The sequence below is a fragment of the Polyangiaceae bacterium genome, assembly GCA_015075635.1.
In the GTDB taxonomy this organism is placed as follows: Bacteria; Myxococcota_A; Polyangia; order Polyangiales; family Polyangiaceae; genus JADJKB01.
Map to the genome: position 1 here is coordinate 398,930 of JABTUA010000001.1, position 16,917 is coordinate 415,846.

A 16,917-nucleotide genomic window follows, 5' to 3' on the forward strand; every position below is an offset into this window, starting at 1 on the left:
CTAGTGGAGGGCCCATCCATCCAGGCAGACCGGTCGCGCGCTGGTGTCCCGGGTGGTGACGCTGAGCTCGATGTCGTGCTCTCCCGGGGCCAGGCGGGAAGTTTCGATCACCTCGAACCGAGCCCCCGGGAGGTTCGGCACCCGCAGCACGCCGACCCTCACACTATCCACGCGCAGCTCGGCACGGGCAGCCTTTCGCCCCCAGATCATGGCGGAGTCCTCGAAGCCGCCGACCAGCACCAGCTTCCGCCCCAGCGCGCCGCGCCAGGCCACCGTGGCGGGCCTACCCCGTTCGGGTGACAGCCACGCCATCCCCCGTACCGCGCCGCCGACCCTACAGGGCCGGGAGGGTGCACTGCCGGGGAGGCTCGAGAGCGTGTGGCTCACTCCGAGCCCCGCCACGCCGAGCACGCGATAGTAGCCGAAGCGCCGGTCCTCGAGCGGCGTGCCCAGGGCGCGGAGCTGACGCAAGAGCTCGTTCTCCCGCCCGGCTCGCAGCACGAACCAGGCCCGAGGGCGACCCAGCGCACCGAACGGCCCGAGCGCGGGGTCCAGCACGTCGCGCGCGGCGCCCGCGGGCAGCGCCTTCGGCCGCACGAACGCGACGTCCCACTCCGCGCGATCCACCAGAGCGTCCCCGGGGGCAAGAGCGCGCGCCACGTGCTCGCGCGCGGCGCGCTGACCGACGTCGCGCTGCGCCACGATCAACGTCCACGACACGTAGGCTGCGGCGGCGCCGGACGAAGCCAGCGCGACGATCGCGACGCGAAGCACACGCCTCGACGGCATCGCCGGCTTCCGCGCGAGCTCGAGCTGGTGTCCTCCCGCGGCGGCGAAGGCCGCGAACAGCGAGCACCCCAGGTAGAAGCTGTCCCAGATGATGCCGTTGAACATGATCAGGAGCACGTAAGCGGTGCCCGCGGGCGCGATGTAGCGACGGGCGCCGCGCAGGAAGAACGCGACGACCAGCAGCACGAGCGGGAGCACGAGCTGTGCCCGGGGCATCCACGCGGTGGCCTGGGCCTTGTAGAGCGGACCGGAGAAGCCGAACTTCTCCCAGAACCAGTCCTGGTGCACCGGACCGTACTCGACCAACCAACGGAAGGTGCCGAACCAGAAGGCGTCGGGGTTCTGTGCCACGAACGGCACGAGCAGCGCCGCGGAGACCACGCCGGTGAGGGCTACCTTCGGCAGCGCCGCGCGGAGGCCGAGATCTCGTACCAGTGCGACCAGCACGAACGGCGCCACCACCGCGGCGAAGTGCCGGGTCGCGAGCGCGACGCCGAGGAAGAACGCTGCGAGCCACCACTTCTTGCGCAGCGTGCACGCCAAGACGAGCGCGAGCACCAGCCACCAGGCGTGTGGCTCCGCGTAGATGCCGTTCCACGCCATGCTGGGGCTGAACAGCCAGACCGCACCGAAGGCCGCCGCCGCGCCCTGCGCCCGCTCGCGCCACGCCGGGCGCACACCGCTCGCGACCCAGAACAAGCCGAGCACCACCGCAGCATCCGCGACCAGGCCCATCACGCGGAAGTCGAGCGCGCCGAAGAAGCGCGGGACGCACCAGACCAGCCACATCCCTGGCAGGTAGGTCAGCGGCACCACGCTCCCGCGCTGCATCTGGTGCAAGCCGTAGGGGTTCAGCCCGGACAGGAACGCGTCCTGCGCGTCCTTCACCAGGGGCAGCATGTCTCGGGTGGCCGGATCGATCTTCCAGGTCTCGAGCCCCACCCAGCGCAAGCCGAGCCCCGCCCCGAGCAACGCCAAGAGGCGCACCAGCGGCGGGACGCGCGGCACGAACAGGAGCGCGATCAGGACGATGGCCGCGGTCCAGGTGAGCGTGTCCAGATCAGGCCGCGCGTAGGGCAGCACCGGGAGGGACTGCACGCGCTGCTTGCCCATCAGGTGCGCGAGGAACACCAGGGCTACCAGCAGCCCCAGGCGCTCCACGTCGCGCCCGCTCGAGCGCCCGCGGAGCAGCCGGCCGCCCAGCGCCACCGGGTAGGCCGCGAGCACCGGCGCGTACATGAAGAGCTCACGCTGCCGCAGCGTCCCGATGGGTGGCATCGGGTACTCCTTCGGCGCGAGCAGCGGCAGGAGCCAGCGCGCCATCAGCCAGAGGCCCGCGGCAATGGCGGAGAGCCCGAGCGCGCGCCCCAGCCACGTGAGCCAGCGCGGCGGTGCGAAGGGCGCCGGCTCCGGCGGCGCGATCCAAAGCACACCGGCGAACAGCGCGAGCAGACCGCTCGTGGCGAGGACGGTGTCGCCGAAGGTGGTGCCCACCCACTCGGCGACGACGACCAGCGGCAGGAGCCATACGAACAGCTCCGCCAGAGCTCGCCGCGCCGACCCGAAGACCCGCATCTTGGCGCGGGAAACGCTAGCTCAGATCTCGCCGCGCAGGGCGGCCAACCTGAGCTTCCAGACCATCATGATGGCCTCGGCGAAGATGCGGCGGCTCATCTTGCTCTCCCCGGCACGGCGATCCACGAACACGATCGGCACCTCTTTGACGCGCAGGCCTCGGAGCAGGGCACGATACGTGGTCTCGATCTGGAAGGAGTAGCCGTTCGAGCGGATGCTGGCGAGGTCGATGGTGCGGAGCGCCTTGGCGTTGAAGGCCTTGTAGCCGGTGGTCAGATCCTTCACCGGCACGCCCAGGATCATGCGGGAGTAGAGCGAGCCGCCCTTCGAGAGCACGTGGCGTCCGAGCCCCCACCCCTCCACGCCGCCGCCGGGGATGTTCCGCGAGCCGATCACGACGTCGTTGCCCTCCGCGAGCGCCTGGAAGAACGCCGGCAGGTAGTTCGGGTCGTGCGACAGATCCGTGTCCATCTCGAAGAAGTACTGGTAGCCCTCGCCGAGCCCGCGTTCGAAGGCCTGCACGTAGGCCGTGCCGAGCCCCAGCTTGCCCGGCCGGTGCAGCACCTTGATGCGCGCGTCGCTCTTGGCCAGCTCGTCCGCCACCTGCCCCGTGCCGTCGGGCGAGCTGTCGTCCACGATCAAGAGGTGCGCGCGCGGCGCCACCTCCAGCGTGGCCCGCACGAACAGCGGCAGGTTGTAGCGCTCGTTGTACGTGGGCGTGACGATCAGCGCGCCGGCACCGAGCAGCTCGGCCTTGTCGTTCATGCGCCGATCACTTCTTCTTGCGGTTGGCCCAGGCGTCGTTGAACTCGCGGATCGTGCTCTCCGTACGCGGGTTCCACAGCATCTTGCGCAGGATGGGCGGTGGCACGGTGACGATGTGCGCGCCGTCCATCAGCGCCTCGTTCACGTCCGCCATGTGGCGCACGCTGCCGACGATGATCTTCGAGCCGATTCCCTCGCGGTCCAGGATGGCGCGCGTCTCGCGCACGATGGGGCGCACGTCGTAGCCCATGTCCTTGACGCGTCCGCTGAAGATGCTGACGTACGTCGCTCCCGCGAGGGCGGCGAGGTACGCTTGGTTGAAGCTCATCATGCAGGTGACGTTGGTCGGCACCTGCCTGTCCGTGAGCTGCTTCAGCACCTTGAGGCCGGTCTCGCTGAACGGCACCTTCACGCAGATGCGCTTCCGGTCCCAGTCCCAGTAGGCGAGCGCTTCCTCCAGCATCTCGCGCTCCGTCTCCGTAGTGAGCTCGACCGAGACGTGACCCTGCGAGGCAGCGACCACCTCCAGGATGCGTTCCTTCAGGTCCGCGTCGGGCGCCTCGCGGCTGATGATCAGCGGGTTGGTCGTGACGCCCGACACGACGCCCCAGGAGAAGATCTCAGCGGTCTCTTTCGGATCCGAGCTGTCCAAGAAAAGCGCCATGGCGGGCTGAGATATACGCAATCCGACACGGTTGGGCGAGGGGATTCACCCCGGGATCGGCTAGCCTGTCCGTCATGCCGGTTTCGCGTCGGACGCTGCTGGCGATGGGCGCCGGATTCGCGGGGATGGCCTGCGATCTGATCCAGGTGTTGAAGCCCGCCGAGGTCTCCTTCGAAGTCGACAAGGAGCAGGCCGGCGTGGGCGAAGAAGTGGAGGTCCGCTTCTCGATCCTGGAGCGCGGGGGCGGCCAGCGCTACTGGGTCACGTTCCTGCCGGAGTCCGCGCCGTTCGACGATCCGAGCGGCGAGGTCGAGGTGCCACGCGGGATTCAGAGCGTGCGCGTCTCGGCCAGCTCGCCGGGACCGCACTCGGTTCGGGTCCTGTCGGAGCGCGGCGGCCAGAAGCGGATGGTCGCCTGGCGCAAGGTCGGTGTCTCGCCTTGATGCCGCGGCTGGTGCTCCTCCGCGACTACGCCACTCTGAGTGGGCACACGCTCACGCTCCAAGTCCCTGCCTGGCATTGGCTCTGGCGCGGCATCGTGCTGGCGCTGAGTCTGCCGCTCTCGTTCGCGCTCCTGGCGGTGCTGGCCTCCCTCGACGAACGAGGCGTCGCCGCCCCGAGCGTGGTGTTCGCGGGCCTCGGCGGCGTGTCGTTCACGGCCGGCGTGCTGCTCGCGCTCGCTTCGCCGCTCTTGTCGGCCCGCACGCGCACCACGCTGGACTTCGCGCAAGGCGTCCTGACCCGAGCGCGCTCTCCCTCCCCGGTTCCGCTCGCGGCGCTGTCCGGCCTGCGCGTGGCCCGCCCCGGCCAGCTCGGCACGTTCGTCCATCTGTGCGCGACGCGGACGGGCGCTCCCGACGTGAGACTCCTCGGGCCGCTGGTCCCAAAGCACGCGCGCGAGGCGAGCGAGCTCGCCGGCTGGCTCGGCACGCGGCTCGGCTTGCCGGTGGACTCCGCGAGCGTCGAAGCGCCCCAGGCTTCGAGCAGCGATCAGCTCGCCGGCGTGCTCTGCTACCTGCCCATCCAGGGCATCTTCTTCGCCGCGTCGCTCTACTACCTGTTCACCGCCAAGCAGCGCCCGTTCGTGCGCTTCTGCGCGATTCAAAGCCTGAGCCAGCTCGGCTTCTCGATCGCCGCCCTTGCCGTTTTGCTGATCGCGCTCGGCGTCCCGGTCGCGCTCACCGAGCCGTCGCCGCTCCAGACCGCGCTCGTGGTGTCGCTCGCCGTTGCCCTCACGGGGTACTGGCTCTGGAACTTCGGCGCCCACGCCTACGCCTGCTGGGCCGCGTACGAGGGCAGGCTCTGGGTGATGCCCTGGCTCGGCTTCTGGGTGCGGCGCTTCCTGCCCTGAACCGTCAGCCCGCTTTGACGATGGCGCGCGCGATCTCGTCGAAGCGCGCGGCGACCAGATCGGGCGAGACGCTCGGCCCGCCCTTGAGCGGGCAGAGCTCGCAGCGGTTCAGCGGGAAGACGAGCGCCGCCCGGACGCCGGCGGCGCGGGCGGCCTGCACGTCGCTCGGGGCGTCGCCGATCATCCAGGTCTGCGCGGGATCGAGCCCGGCGTGCTGGATGGCGCGGAGCAAGAGCCCCGGCGCGGGCTTGCGGCAGTCACACGCCACCGCCAGCGCCGGATCGCCGCCCGGGCCGCCTTCCGGGTGGTGCATACACACCTCGAAAGCGGCGATCGCGAGGCCCTCGCGCTCGAGGAGCTCGACCAGCGCGCGGTTGGTGCGCTCCACCGCCGCGGCAGAGAACTGCCCTTTGGCCGGGGCCGGCTGGTTCGAGGCGACGCACAGCACGTAGCCGGCGTCACCGAGGACGCGGAGGCCCTCGAGCACGCCCGGCAGGAGCTTCAGCTGGCTCGGGTGGAAGGCCACGCTGATGGCGCCGCTGTCTTCGTCGCGCACCACGTCGATCAACGTGGCGTCGCGATCGATGATGGCGCCCTTCTTTCCCGGCATGGGCTCGCGGACGTTAGCACGGCTTTTTCTGCGACGGGGGTGCCGTGCTAAGGGGCTCTGCCATGCGCCCCACGCGGCCGATCCCACTGGACCTCGACGCCACCGAGTACTCCTACGTGGAGCGCCCGAACAGCGTGCTCGTGGACCTGGTGTCGCGCCACGTGATCGCCGGACGCGTCGGCGCGCGCATCCTGGACATCGGCTGCGGCGCCGGCGCCAACGCCCGCGAGCTCAAGGCGAAGCACCCGAGCGTGTTCATCTCCGGCGTCGAGCCCAACGCCCGCGCCGCGGAGCTCAGCCGCGCGGTCATGGACGAGGTCTTCGTGGGCCTCGCCGACGCCTGGCTCGCGCGCGGGGAGACGCGCGCGTTCGACGGCGTCATCCTCTCCGACGTCGTCGAGCACACGCCAGATCCGGTGGGTTTCCTCCGCGAGCTGTCCCGGGCGCCGAGCCTTGGCGACGCGCGCCTGGTGATCTCGGTGCCGAACTACGCGGTCTGGTACAACCGGTTGCGCACGCTGGCGGGCCGCTTCGACTACGCCTGGTCGGGGCTCTACGATCGCACGCACCTGCGCTTCTTCACCCGGCGCTCGCTGGCGGGCCTGCTCCGGTACTGCGATCTTCGCGTGGTGGAGGAGCGCTGCACGCCTTCGCTGGTGCAGTCCGCCGCGCCGGTCTTGCGCAGGCTGTTCGAGAAGGACGTCGCAGCCGGCGCTCACCTCACGCTGGCGGAGTCACCGGCGTTCCGCGCCTATCGCCGCTTCGTCGAGCCGGCGGAGGCCGCGGTGTGCGGCGTGTGGCCGGAGCTCCTGGGCTTTCAGCTGGTGTGCGTCGCGGAGCGAGCGTGACTCAGCGCTCGAACACCCGATTGGCGCTGAGCTCCCAGCGTCCGTCCTTCAGGTTCAAGGTCGCGCGCCCCTCCAGGCCTTCGATGTCGTAGCGGTAGTAGAGCTTCGCCTGCGTTCCCGTGCGCTCGACCTTGGTGAAGACGAGCACGGCTTCTTTCTTCGACTTCGGCTCGGGCACGACCTTCACGTTGTGCGAGGCGGCGATGACCTCGAGCTTCGCCGGGAGCTTCTCACCGGAGACCTTGAGCGGCGACCGCCCCGGCTGCTTGAGGTGCAGCTTGTCGAGCAGCTCCTGGTCGCTGAGCAGTGCCTGCATCGCAGCCTCGAGATCCTTGCCTTCGAGCGCGACCGTGGCCTCCTCGCTCTCCGCAGGCGCGGGGCTCTCGCCGCCCGCCGCGGACTTCGGCGCCGGCTCCTCCGCGGTCGTGGTCTCGGCGGGCTCGTCGGCCTTCTCCGCGGTCGCCGGCTCGCCGCCGGCCGCCGCACCCCCACCGCAGCCACACAGCAGGAGCAACGCCAACACGCCCGAGATTCGCCCCGCGCTCATGCCCGAAGCTCTACCACAGCTAGGGGCACGGGTTCGCACCGCAGGTGCAAAAGCCGGCCTTGCAGGTCCCACCGCCGTAGCAGGTCCCGCACTGCACGTAGCCGCCGCAGCCGTCCGGCTCGGTGCCGCACTCCTTGTAGTCGCAGAACTCCTTCGGGGTGCAGCTGCACTGGTTGGCGGTGCAGGTCTGGGGAGCGGTGCAGCTCCCGCAAGAGAGCGTCCCGCCGCAGCCGTTCGAGATGTCACCGCACGCGGCGCCCTGGGCCGAGCAGCTGGTGGGGGTGCAGGCGCACTTGCCGTTGCCGTTGCAGGTCTCGGGCGCCGTGCAGCTGCCGCAGTTGAGCTGCCCGCCGCAGCCGTTGGACGCGCTGCCGCACTCCCGACCCAGGCTGCCGCAGGTGTCCGGCGTGCAGCCGCACTTGTTGGGCGTGCCGCCGCCGCCGCAGCTGTCCGAGCCGCTGCAGCTTCCGCAGGACAGCGTCCCACCGCAGCCGTCGGAGATGCTGCCGCAGTCCTTGCCTTCCCCCGCGCAGGTCTTGGGCACACAGGGCGCTGTGCCGCACTTGTTCGGGCCCGCGCCGCCACAGAACTGTCCGCTCGCGCAGGTGCCGCAATCCAGCGTGCCGCCGCAGCCGTTCGGGATCGTGCCGCAGCTCGCTCCCGCCGCGGCGCAGGTGGTCGGCTGGCAACCGCACTTGCCCTCGGCGGAGCAGGTGTCGGGCGCGGCGCAGCTCCCGCACGAGAGCTGCCCGCCGCAGCCGTCGTCCCGCGTCCCGCACTGTGCGCCCAGCGTCTGACAGCTCGCGGGCAAACAGCCGCAGACGTTGGGCACGCCGGTGCCGCTGCAGGTGTCGGGAGCGACGCAGCTGCCGCAGTCCAGCACCTTCTCGCAGCCGTCCGAGATCAGACCGCACTTGGCGGCGAGCGACTGGCAGGTCTTGGCGATACACGGCGTGTCGCCGCACTTGTTGGGGCCCGCGCCGCCGCAGAAGAGGCCCTCGGCGCACTTGCCGCAGTCGAGGGTGCCGCCGCAGCCGTCGGCGATCTGCCCGCACTCCGCGCCGGCGGCCCCGCAGGTCTTCTTCTTGCAGCTGCCGGCGTCGCCGCCCCAGGTGCCGGCCCCGCCGTCGCTCGAGGCGTTGCTCTTCAGGTCGTCGAGGCTGCCGAGGGAGCAGCCGACCGCGAGGGCTCCGATCAACGCGAACGCGAGCCTCATGACGGACAGTGTATCCCGTCGCGGATCGGGGTACCACGCGCCGCGCCCGCAGAAGATGCCGTGTCAATGACGGCTGGGACGGTCAAAATGGGCTGAAACAGCCAGCTTCCGGCCCTCGCCGCCGGTGCTACGCTCTGCCGGGTGAGCCGTCGCTTCGCGAAGCTCCTCTTGGTGTTGCTCGCCGCCATCGCGTTGCCCGCGCACGCCGCTGGTCCGGTTCTGCACACCTACTTCGACCCCGACCCGGCGGAGGATCTGGCCCTGCACGCGACCACCGCCGACGGCAAGCTCCCGGCGGCCATCGAGACACCCAGCGGCGTGGCCCAGGCACCCGACCCGCTGCGCGCACCGCGCAACAACGAGCAGACCTACGGCGGCAGCTCCACGCCCTCCACCATCGACGCGACCTATCGCATCGATCGCAACACCTCGCGCCCCGACCTGGTCAGCTACGACGATCCGTTCATCCCCGCGGTGACCCCCTTCAAGCGCCTGTTCGCCTACGACGTGGTGGAGCAGTCGCTCGAGCTCGGCGTCGCCGACAAGGCGCTGGTGAAGCTGAACGTCGGGGGCAGCGTGCGCAGCGGCGACGACCAGTTCTACGCCGACATGAACGTGGACCTGGTCGCGGAGACCGCGGTACGCATCCCGAGCGTAGGCCCCGGGACGCGTGTGCTCTCCGCTCACACCAACCCGCCGGTGAGCTTCCAGCTCCAGCGCGACGGCGCGGAGAACTGGTTCATCCGCTCGAGCGAGAGCCGGCGCGTGCGGCTCGTGCTCCAGCTGGCCATCGGACGCGAGACGTTCGGAAGCCCGTTCGCGGCGGACGCCAGCTACGCTTCGCTGTCGCGCTTCCTCCCGCGCATGCCGCAGGTCATCAAGGCCGCAGGCGAGCGGGTGCTGGAGAAGATCGGCATCTCGCGGGCGATGACGCCGGCGGCCGCCGTCGGCGCGCTGGTCGGGCACTTCCGCAGCTTCGCGCCCTCCGACGATCGACCGCTTTCTTCCGGCGCGGCGCTGTACGAGGAGCTGGCGCTGAGCAAGAAGGGTGTGTGCCGGCACCGCGCCTACGCCTTCATCATCACCGCGCAGGCGCTGGGCCTTCCGACGCGCATGATCCGCAACGAAGCCCACGCCTGGGTCGAGGTGTTCGACGGGCAGCTCTGGCACCGCATCGACCTCGGGGGCGCCGCGGAGCGACTCGACACGGAGCGCGATCCGTCGCAGCCCATGCACGCCCCGCCCAGCGACCCCTTCACCTGGCCCGAGGGCGCCGAGAGCGCTCAGGATCTGGTGCAGCGCACGATGTCGCCGAGCGGCGGCTCGAGCCGCACCACTCCGGCTGCCGGCGCCGACGGCGGCGCGCAGGGCGACGGCGGCGTGGCGGTCGTTCCGGTCCCCGCCCAAGCTCCCGGCGCCGCGGACGGCGGCACCACGCCGGTGGACGACCGCCCGGCCTCCAAGCTCGGCGTCGTGTTGAAGAACGGTAGCGTGAAGCGCGGCGAGCCGCTGGCGGTGGCCGGGCGCGTGGAGTCGGACGGCGACGGCTGCCGCGGCGTCCGGGTGGACTTCGCGCTCAGGAGCGAGAGCGGCAAGCTGATCCCGATCCAGTCGCTGTCCGCGGGCGACGACGGAAAATACGACGGTGCCATCGTGGTGCCCCCGAACCTGGAGGTGGGCGACTACGAGCTGGTGGTCTCCACTCCTGGAGACGCGCGCTGCGGCGCAGGGACGGGTGAATGAGCGAGCTCGTCGTCCCGTTCCTGTACGAGCTGCGCGCGCGGCGCCTGCCGGTCGGCGCGCAAGAAGCTGTGCAGCTCGCCCGAGCGCTGGCGCTGGGTCTGCACGAGAACAGCCTGGACGGCTTCTACTACGTGTCGCGCGCGCTGATGGTGCACCGCGAGAGCGACCTCGACAAGTTCGACGAAGCCTTCCTCTCCCACTTCAAAGGCGTGGTGTTCGAGACCACCAGCTTCTTGAAGGAGCTGGAGGACTGGCTGAAAGACCCGAAGATCCTCCAGGGTCTCACCGAAGAGCAGAAGGCCGCGCTCGAGGAGCTCGACATCGACGAGCTGCGCGAGCTGCTCGAGCAGCGGCTGCGCGAGCAGAAGGAGCGCCACGAGGGCGGCAATCGCTGGATCGGCACCGGCGGCACCAGCCCCTTCGGCACCGGCGGCCACCACCCGACCGGCATCAGCATGCGCTCGGGCTCCGGCGGGCGCGGCGGGCGCAGCGCCATGGGCATGGCGGACGCGCGACGCTATCGCCCGTACCGCTCCGACTTGGTGCTGGACGTGCGGCAGATCGAGGTCGCGCTGCGCAAGCTGCGCTCGTTCACCCGCGAGGGCGCGGTGGACGAGCTGGATCTCGACGGCACTATCGACGCCACCGCCAAGAACGGCGGCGAGCTCGAGATCGTCACCCGCCCGCCCCGGCGCAGCAACGTGCGCGTCCTGTTGCTCATGGACGTGGGCGGCTCCATGGACCCCTTCGCGCACACCTGCTCGCAGCTGTTCAGCGCGGCGAAGCGCGCCTCGAACTTCCGCGAGCTCCGCACCTATTACTTCCACAACACCATCTACGGGCGCGTGTACTCGACGGACGGCCTGATGGACCCCATCGAGGTGCCGCGTCTCGTCGATCAGCTGAACGCGCGCTGGAAGGTGATCTTCGTGGGCGACGCGGCGATGGCACCGGGCGAGCTCCTGGGCACCGGTCCCTGGGGCTCACCCGCGGGCGGGCAGACCCTGTCCGGGCTCGACTGGCTGATGTACATCCAGGAGCGCTTCGAGCGCACGGTCTGGCTCAACCCCGATCCTCCGCAGTACTGGAGCGGCGGCACGGCCAAGGGCATCTCCGAGCTCTTCTCCATGCACCACCTGACGCTCGAGGGCCTGACCGAGGCGATGGCGCACCTGTCGAAGGCCGCCGCGCGGCGCGGCCTCGCGTAGATGAAGCGCTGGCTCGCCGCGTCGATCGCTCTGGCGGTCCTTGCGCAGAGCTGGATCGCCGACGCCAGGCCCGCCTGCGATCCGGGCATCGCGGCGTGGCTCGAACGCTGCTCGCCGCGCTTCGAGCTCGTCGCCTGCCACCGCGGCGTGGTGGTGGTGCGCGCGCCCGACGCCAGGCTGGACGTGGAGCTCCGCGCGCGCTCCGAGCGGAGCTTCCGCAGCGCCGGTGCGCTCGGCCTCTCGCCCGTCGGGCAGTTCCCCGACTGGTCGAAGGAGAGCGAGGCGAGGCGCGCGACTCTGGACACGCTGGCGAGCTGCGCGGAGCGCGATCCCAGCTTACCGCTCGAGCGGACGGCCGCCGGCGCCGAGCCGACCCCGCTGCGCCCGATCCGGCCGCCGTGGCTCGTGCTCGCCGCCATCGCAGCGCTCGCGCTCGCGTTCGGCCGGACGCTCCGCCCGACGCGGGAGGCGCTGGCTGCCCTCGGGCTCGGCCTGGTCACCGGCGTCGCGCGTTGGCTGTCCTTCGGCGGCTCGTATTTCCACCAGAACGGCCAGGGCCCCGCATGGATCGCCCACGCACTCGGCGAGGACCCCGGGCTCGCCGGCTACGGGCCAGGCTTCCCCGAGCTGTTCGGTGCAGTTGCGCGGCTCTCCAGCGCGGATCCGGAGCGCGGCGTCTGGCTGGTGCAGTCGGTGCTCGCGGCCTGCGTTCCCCCGGCTGCGTGGCTCGTCGCCCGGCGGCTCGGCGCGGGGACTTGGGTCGCCGCCGCGCTCGCGCTCGGCTGCGCGCTCGATCCGTTGCTCGGGCGCCTGGCGGCGACGGAGTCCTACTTCGCGAGCTCTCTCTCTCTCGGCATGCTCGCCAGCGCAGCCTGCGCGCTCGCCGCGCCGCGCCCGCGCTCGCCGCGCTTCTGGCTGCCGCTCTGCGCCGCGGGGCTCCTGCTCGCTCAGTCGCTGCGAGTCCACCCCGGCGCCTGGCCCGCAGCGCTCGCCGTCCCGCTGCCGCTCCTGTTCGGTCCCGGCTCGTGGCGCCGGCGTCTGCGCCTGGCCGCGCTCGGGCTCGGGCTCGTCGCCCTGATGGTGGCGCTGACCTCGGGTCCCGCGCTCGCCGAGGTGTTGCGCGGTCCGCTCGGCCAGAAGTGGCTGCCCGGCACGCGGCTGCGCTGGGACCGGCTGGGCAGCGCGGTCCTCCTCTGTTCGATCGCGAGCGCGCTCGCCCTGGCTCTTGCGCGGCGCTCCTGGCGAGGAGCAGCGCTGGCGCTCACGGGCGCGCTGACGCTCGCAGCGCTGCGGCTCACGGATCTGCTGAGCGATCCCAACCCTGCCGTCGCCGCCGCTCACCCGCGCACGTTCCTGCCCGCGGTCGTGTGTCTCTTCGCCGTGGTCGGCCGCGAGCGGAAGCTCCGGCCGAGCCTCGCGTTTCTGCTGATCGCCGGCTCGCTGCTCGCCGTGCCCTACCGGCTCGGCCTCACCCGCTTGCCCACCGACGTACGGGAGGCGCTCTTCGTTCGCGAGCTCAGGCCGCGACTCGAGCCGGGCGCCCGCGTCGCGTACCTGGAGCGCGCCGGCTCGGGGGTCGCACGTCTGCCGCTCTACCAGGGCAACGAGCGCGCGCCGCTCGGTGACGCCGACTCGAGCTTCGACCTTCGCTCGCTCCCCGCTCCGGCGTATTACTTCCGTTCCTCGCTCTGCGCCACGCCCCAAGGTGGCCCGGTCTGCGCCGCACTGGAGCGAGACGTGGTCCTCGAGCCCGTCGCCGAGCGCGCGCTGCCCGCCCTTCCGAGCATGCGCTGGAGCGCCTACGCTGGGGACGAGGTGCGCGTAGTCTTGTTCAGGATCCGCCGATGAGACGCCGGCTCTTCCTGGGCGTGCTGCTCGCGGCCATCCCGCTGCGAGCCGAAGAGCGAGTGATCGAGGCGGGACGCGAGCGCGAGATCCTGGCGCTGCTCTCCCCTCACGAGCTGGCGCACGAGGTCGTCCCGGGTTGGAAGCTCTGGAACGTGAAGATCGGTTCCCGAGCCATCGAGCTCGAGCTCGCGGGCCCGGATGGCACGCAGGCGCGGCTCACGCTGACCGAGCGCGGCGACGCACGCGAAGAGGTGAGCGCGAGCTTCGGCATCGCGCGGGACCTCGAGGCGCGAGCCGCGGGCCGCGCCGCCGCCGATGCCCTCGTGGCAGCCTTGAAGAAGAACGACTCTGGCAGCTTCTGGCACGCGCGGCCGCGCGCCGTGACCACGCCCCCAGCCGAGCCTCCCGACATCTCCCCCAGCATCGCTTGGCCGCTCGGCGTGGCAGGGCTCTCGATCGCCGCGATGTGGTGGCTCTCGCGACGCGCCTGACTCCGCGCTATCCTCGGGCTCGTGCGCCTCTCCAGCTTCTTCCTCGGGCTCTCGGTCTTGGCTTGCGGTTCCTCGGGTAGCGGCGGCGACGCAGCGTCTTGCTTCGACGGCGGCGCTTGCCCCACGGGCTACGTGTGCGGGCCGAACGGCAGCTGCGTGTCGCAGGGCAGCGGGGGCTCCGGCAACACGGGCGGCGGCGGCGTGGGCGCGAGCGGCGGCGCGAGCGGTGCAGGCGGCGCGGGCGCGACCGCCGGCGCAGGCGCGACCGGCGGCGCAGGCGCGACCGGCGGCGCGAGCGGGCCGGCGGCGCGGGCGCAGCGGCGGCTCGACCACGGGCGGCAGCGGTGGCGTGGGTGGCGGCAGCGGCGGCGGCTCCAGCGGCTGCCAAGACGCCTTCTGGCAGAAGAGCTGCCAGACCATCAGCTCCGGCGACGCGACCTGCGACAGCTGCGCAAAGACCTACTGCTGCAACAAGATCGATCCTTGTCTCGCCAACCAGAACTGCGCGCAGGGTCTGTACTGCGCGCTCACCTACTGCGCGAACGCCGCGGACCCGCTGTCTTGCCTGATGTCCAGCTGCCTGAGCTGCGCTTCGTCGCAGCCGCTGATCGACGTCTCGACCTGCTTGCAGACAAATTGTCCGACCCAGTGCCCGTTCTGAGCCGGCGCCCGAGCAGGCCGAGCCCGAGCAGCAGGAGCGCGCCGAGCCCTGCTGAATTCGACCTCGGCGCCCGACAACCGCAGCCCTGATCCTCGGCCACCGGGCCCTCCCGGACCAGGTGCTCCGGAATGCTCACTGTCTTGGTCGCCTCGACGCCCTTGCCTGGCTCCGGGCAGAGCTCCTGGTCGAAGACCACCGCGTCGAGCGCATCGCGCACCACCACGCGGGCGCAGTCCGCGGTGGTATCGAGCTGGGGAATGTCCGCACGCGCGCGGTTCGAGAGCGCGAACCTGGAAGCGATGCCCTGCTCGAGGCTGACGCTTCCGGACACCAACTGGCCGAAGCTCGAGTCCGCCGCGGACAGCTCCACGAAGAGCAGCGCGGGCGCGTCGGCCTCGACCTGTGCCTGGAACCTGCCCTTCGTGTGTTTCAGTTCGATTTCGGGCTGAGCGCAGCCCAGCTCCTCGTCCAAGACGGTGTGCTCGAGGCTCACTCGCAAGGAACGCTCGACGATCTTCGGCGCTCGTTCAGTAGCCTCGAACTCCCGCTCGTCGGACTCCTGGTCCGCCGCAATCGCCAGCCGGTAATACGCGCCGGCGTCGAGCGGGGCGCTGGGTCTGATCAAGTCGAAGGTCCAGGCGCACAGACTCTGGCTAGTGAAGGTCCGAAGGGTCTCCGAGGGAACCTCCTCCCCCAGCTCGGTGCGCAGCGTCACGCTCGCGTTTCCCGAGTGGACGACCAGCCAGGGTCCGGCAGCCGGCGCCAGATTGCTGGCCGACGCCAGGAGCACTCGCGGCGGTGGCAGCTGACAAGTACACGCTTCCGCGCTCGGCGACCGGGCGAAGGCGCCGATACCCACCGCGCACGCCGCCAGGACCTGCCGCATCCTCACGTTTGTCGTAAAGGGTGGCGGCCTGGATCGGATCATGTTCCCTCTCGGCGCAGTCTAGCGCTGGCGCTCCCAGACGCACTCATCGAACGGACCGCAGAGCTTGCCGAGCGGGCGCACGCCAGGGCAATGCAGAGCAGGCCGCCGCGCAGCACCCGCTGACACTACCGCATTTCGTCTCGACCGGCGCGCCACGGCTCCGCTACCGTCGCCGCATGTCGAACGTCACTCTCGTGTCGAAGACCTTGTTGATCGCCGCCACCGCCGCGTTCACTTGCGGCTGTGACGAAGAGAAACCCGCCGCCAAGCCGGCACCGAGCGCAACGGTCGCGGCGCCGCCGCCGCAGCCGAGCGCGACGGCGAGCGCCGCGCCGCCCGCCCCGAAGCACGACTGCCCCGAAGGCACCGCCGGCGACGGCACCTTCGAGAAGCCCTGCGAAGCCAAGGGCACGGCGCGCACCATGGAGGTGACCTGGACCGGAAAGATGGACGACAAGGGTCCTTCGTTCCGCGTGGTCAACACCTCGAAGGCGGACATCTTGTACGGCAAGCTGGTCGTCTATTTCTACGACAAGGCCGGCAAGCAGCTCGAGATCAAGGACGAAGACAAGGCGCGGCCCCACAAGACCTGCGCCGGGAACATCTTCGACGGTCCGATGAAGGCCGGCGAGAAGGCGGTCATCACCTTCTCGTGCGTGAAGAAGGAGCACGTGCCGGAGGGCGCGGCGGCCATCCAGGGCGAGCTCGAGGTCGTCGGCTACACCGACTCGAGCGGCAAGAAGAACGAGTGGTACTGGCGCAACAAGGAGCTGACTCCGGACGCGCGCCCGAAGGCCAAGAAGTAGGCTCACATCCCCGCAGGCACCGGCACCACGCCCTCGTTCTTCTCGACCAAGGTAGCGAGCGCGCCGAGCACGGCGGAGTAGTCCGCGTCCTCCAGGGACTCGGCCGTGGGACGCGGCTGGAGCGTGAACAGCGCGTAGCGCGCGGTCGACTTGGGTGGCCGGCGCGGGTCGCGCTCCTTCAGCATCAGCGCCACGCGAAAGCCTCGCTCGCCGCTCGCGACGTCCACCAGGATGCGCTGCTCGTGCACCGGGCTCACGCCGCGCACGCGCCAGCTCTCGGTCAGGCTCGCGCCGGGACCGAGGCCGTCGAGCAGCGCCGCCACGTCGGCGGTCGGCGGGTCGGGCCAGGCGTTGGGGAAGCGCTCGCTGGCAATCGCGGCTGGAGCCACCGGCGCCGGATCGGCGGGGCCGCGGAGCGCGAGCACGATCGCGAGCACGACGAGCGCCACGCCGCCGAGCAAGGCGAAGCCGACGCCGGCACCCGAGCTCCGCCGGCGCATGGCTCAGGCGCGACGCCGTCCGAGCCAGAGAAGCGCCGCCGCCAACCAGATGGCGCGCGCGCCGAGCTCCGCGCGCTGGCCCGGCATGGTGCTGCACCCCTGCTTCTTCGCTGGGGCCGCGCCTTCGACGCAGCGCAGGCACTCGCGCTGAATGGTCTTGCCCGTGGACTTGTCGAGCTGGTTGCACATCGACTTCTTGCAGACCCCCGCGCTCTTGCCGTCGTTGCCCGCGTTGTTGCAGGCCTGGCCTTCGCTCGAGCAGAAATCGATGGGAGGAACGTCGGCGCGCGCCGGGCCCGAGAGCCCGAGCAGCAACGCCAATGCGAGAGTCGCCCGCCACATGAGGGAAAGGAGTCGCACGGGCAGG

The 16,917-nt window shown here is 71.1% G+C and carries 18 protein-coding genes; 10 read left to right on the top strand and 8 right to left on the bottom strand.

All coding sequences use genetic code 11. The annotated features are described in order from the left end of the window. From HS104_01890 to HS104_01900, 3 genes are read right to left on the bottom strand one after another with little or no spacing between them, the layout of a single operon-like run. Window positions 1–2,364, bottom strand: coding sequence for a hypothetical protein (locus tag HS104_01890; protein MBE7478728.1), 2,364 nt, complete (start codon window positions 2,362–2,364; stop codon window positions 1–3). 21 nt (window positions 2,365–2,385) lie between these two features. Then, the gene (locus tag HS104_01895; protein ID MBE7478729.1) at window positions 2,386–3,129 is read right to left on the bottom strand and encodes a polyprenol monophosphomannose synthase; all 744 of its coding nucleotides are present in this window, start codon (window positions 3,127–3,129) and stop codon (window positions 2,386–2,388) included. A gap of 7 nt (window positions 3,130–3,136) precedes the next feature. Further along, window positions 3,137–3,793, bottom strand: coding sequence for a transaldolase (locus tag HS104_01900; GenBank protein MBE7478730.1), 657 nt, complete (start codon window positions 3,791–3,793; stop codon window positions 3,137–3,139). A gap of 74 nt (window positions 3,794–3,867) precedes the next feature. Here HS104_01900 and HS104_01905 point away from each other — a divergent pair, with 74 nt between their 5' ends. Together HS104_01905 and HS104_01910 are read left to right on the top strand one after the other, a co-directional pair. Beyond that, a complete protein-coding gene (locus tag HS104_01905; GenBank protein ID MBE7478731.1) occupies window positions 3,868–4,236 on the top strand; it encodes a hypothetical protein in 369 nt (122 codons plus the stop codon). Then, the gene (locus tag HS104_01910; GenBank protein MBE7478732.1) at window positions 4,236–5,144 is read left to right on the top strand and encodes a hypothetical protein; all 909 of its coding nucleotides are present in this window, start codon (window positions 4,236–4,238) and stop codon (window positions 5,142–5,144) included. Before HS104_01905 ends, HS104_01910 begins: the two co-directional genes overlap by 1 nt. A gap of 4 nt (window positions 5,145–5,148) precedes the next feature. On the opposite strand, the gene HS104_01915 is transcribed toward HS104_01910, so the two are convergent. Further along, entirely contained in the window at window positions 5,149–5,754 is a 606-nt protein-coding gene (locus HS104_01915; protein MBE7478733.1) for an HAD-IIIA family hydrolase, read from the bottom strand. Between the two features lie 62 nt (window positions 5,755–5,816). Here HS104_01915 and HS104_01920 point away from each other — a divergent pair, with 62 nt between their 5' ends. Beyond that, the gene (locus HS104_01920) at window positions 5,817–6,602 is read left to right on the top strand and encodes a class I SAM-dependent methyltransferase (protein MBE7478734.1); all 786 of its coding nucleotides are present in this window, start codon (window positions 5,817–5,819) and stop codon (window positions 6,600–6,602) included. A gap of 1 nt (window position 6,603) precedes the next feature. Here the strand turns inward: HS104_01920 and HS104_01925 are convergent, their stop codons facing one another. Both HS104_01925 and HS104_01930 read right to left on the bottom strand, forming a co-directional pair. After that, a complete protein-coding gene (locus HS104_01925) occupies window positions 6,604–7,149 on the bottom strand; it encodes a hypothetical protein (protein ID MBE7478735.1) in 546 nt (181 codons plus the stop codon). 19 nt (window positions 7,150–7,168) lie between these two features. After that, window positions 7,169–8,365 carry a hypothetical protein gene (locus tag HS104_01930; GenBank protein ID MBE7478736.1) on the bottom strand — a complete coding sequence of 399 codons (1,197 nt, stop codon included), beginning with the start codon at window positions 8,363–8,365 and terminating at the stop codon, window positions 7,169–7,171. A gap of 141 nt (window positions 8,366–8,506) precedes the next feature. Here HS104_01930 and HS104_01935 point away from each other — a divergent pair, with 141 nt between their 5' ends. The 7 genes from HS104_01935 to HS104_01965 all read left to right on the top strand — a co-directional run bounded on the left by HS104_01935 (window position 8,507) and on the right by HS104_01965 (window position 16,050). Next, on the top strand, window positions 8,507–10,108 hold the full coding sequence (locus tag HS104_01935; protein MBE7478737.1) for a transglutaminase domain-containing protein: 1,602 nt from the start codon (window positions 8,507–8,509) through the stop codon (window positions 10,106–10,108). Next, a complete protein-coding gene (locus HS104_01940) occupies window positions 10,105–11,316 on the top strand; it encodes a VWA domain-containing protein (GenBank protein MBE7478738.1) in 1,212 nt (403 codons plus the stop codon). Before HS104_01935 ends, HS104_01940 begins: the two co-directional genes overlap by 4 nt. Next, window positions 11,317–13,164 carry a hypothetical protein gene (locus HS104_01945; protein MBE7478739.1) on the top strand — a complete coding sequence of 616 codons (1,848 nt, stop codon included), beginning with the start codon at window positions 11,317–11,319 and terminating at the stop codon, window positions 13,162–13,164. Next, window positions 13,161–13,655, top strand: coding sequence for a hypothetical protein (locus tag HS104_01950; GenBank protein ID MBE7478740.1), 495 nt, complete (start codon window positions 13,161–13,163; stop codon window positions 13,653–13,655). The genes HS104_01945 and HS104_01950 overlap by 4 nt, the downstream gene beginning before the upstream one ends. Before the next feature lie 226 nt (window positions 13,656–13,881). Next, window positions 13,882–14,316 (top strand): hypothetical protein, encoded by a 435-nt coding sequence (locus tag HS104_01955; protein ID MBE7478741.1) that lies wholly within the window; start codon window positions 13,882–13,884, stop codon window positions 14,314–14,316. Between the two features lie 128 nt (window positions 14,317–14,444). Next, on the top strand, window positions 14,445–14,765 hold the full coding sequence (locus HS104_01960) for a hypothetical protein (protein ID MBE7478742.1): 321 nt from the start codon (window positions 14,445–14,447) through the stop codon (window positions 14,763–14,765). Window positions 14,766–15,420: 655 nt separating this feature from the next. After that, on the top strand, window positions 15,421–16,050 hold the full coding sequence (locus tag HS104_01965; protein ID MBE7478743.1) for a hypothetical protein: 630 nt from the start codon (window positions 15,421–15,423) through the stop codon (window positions 16,048–16,050). A 2-nt stretch (window positions 16,051–16,052) separates the two neighbouring features. Here HS104_01965 and HS104_01970 read toward each other — a convergent pair whose 3' ends face one another. After that, the gene (locus HS104_01970) at window positions 16,053–16,550 is read right to left on the bottom strand and encodes a hypothetical protein (protein MBE7478744.1); all 498 of its coding nucleotides are present in this window, start codon (window positions 16,548–16,550) and stop codon (window positions 16,053–16,055) included. Window positions 16,551–16,553: 3 nt separating this feature from the next. Then, window positions 16,554–16,892 (bottom strand): hypothetical protein, encoded by a 339-nt coding sequence (locus HS104_01975; protein MBE7478745.1) that lies wholly within the window; start codon window positions 16,890–16,892, stop codon window positions 16,554–16,556. Window positions 16,893–16,917: the final 25 nt, after the last annotated feature.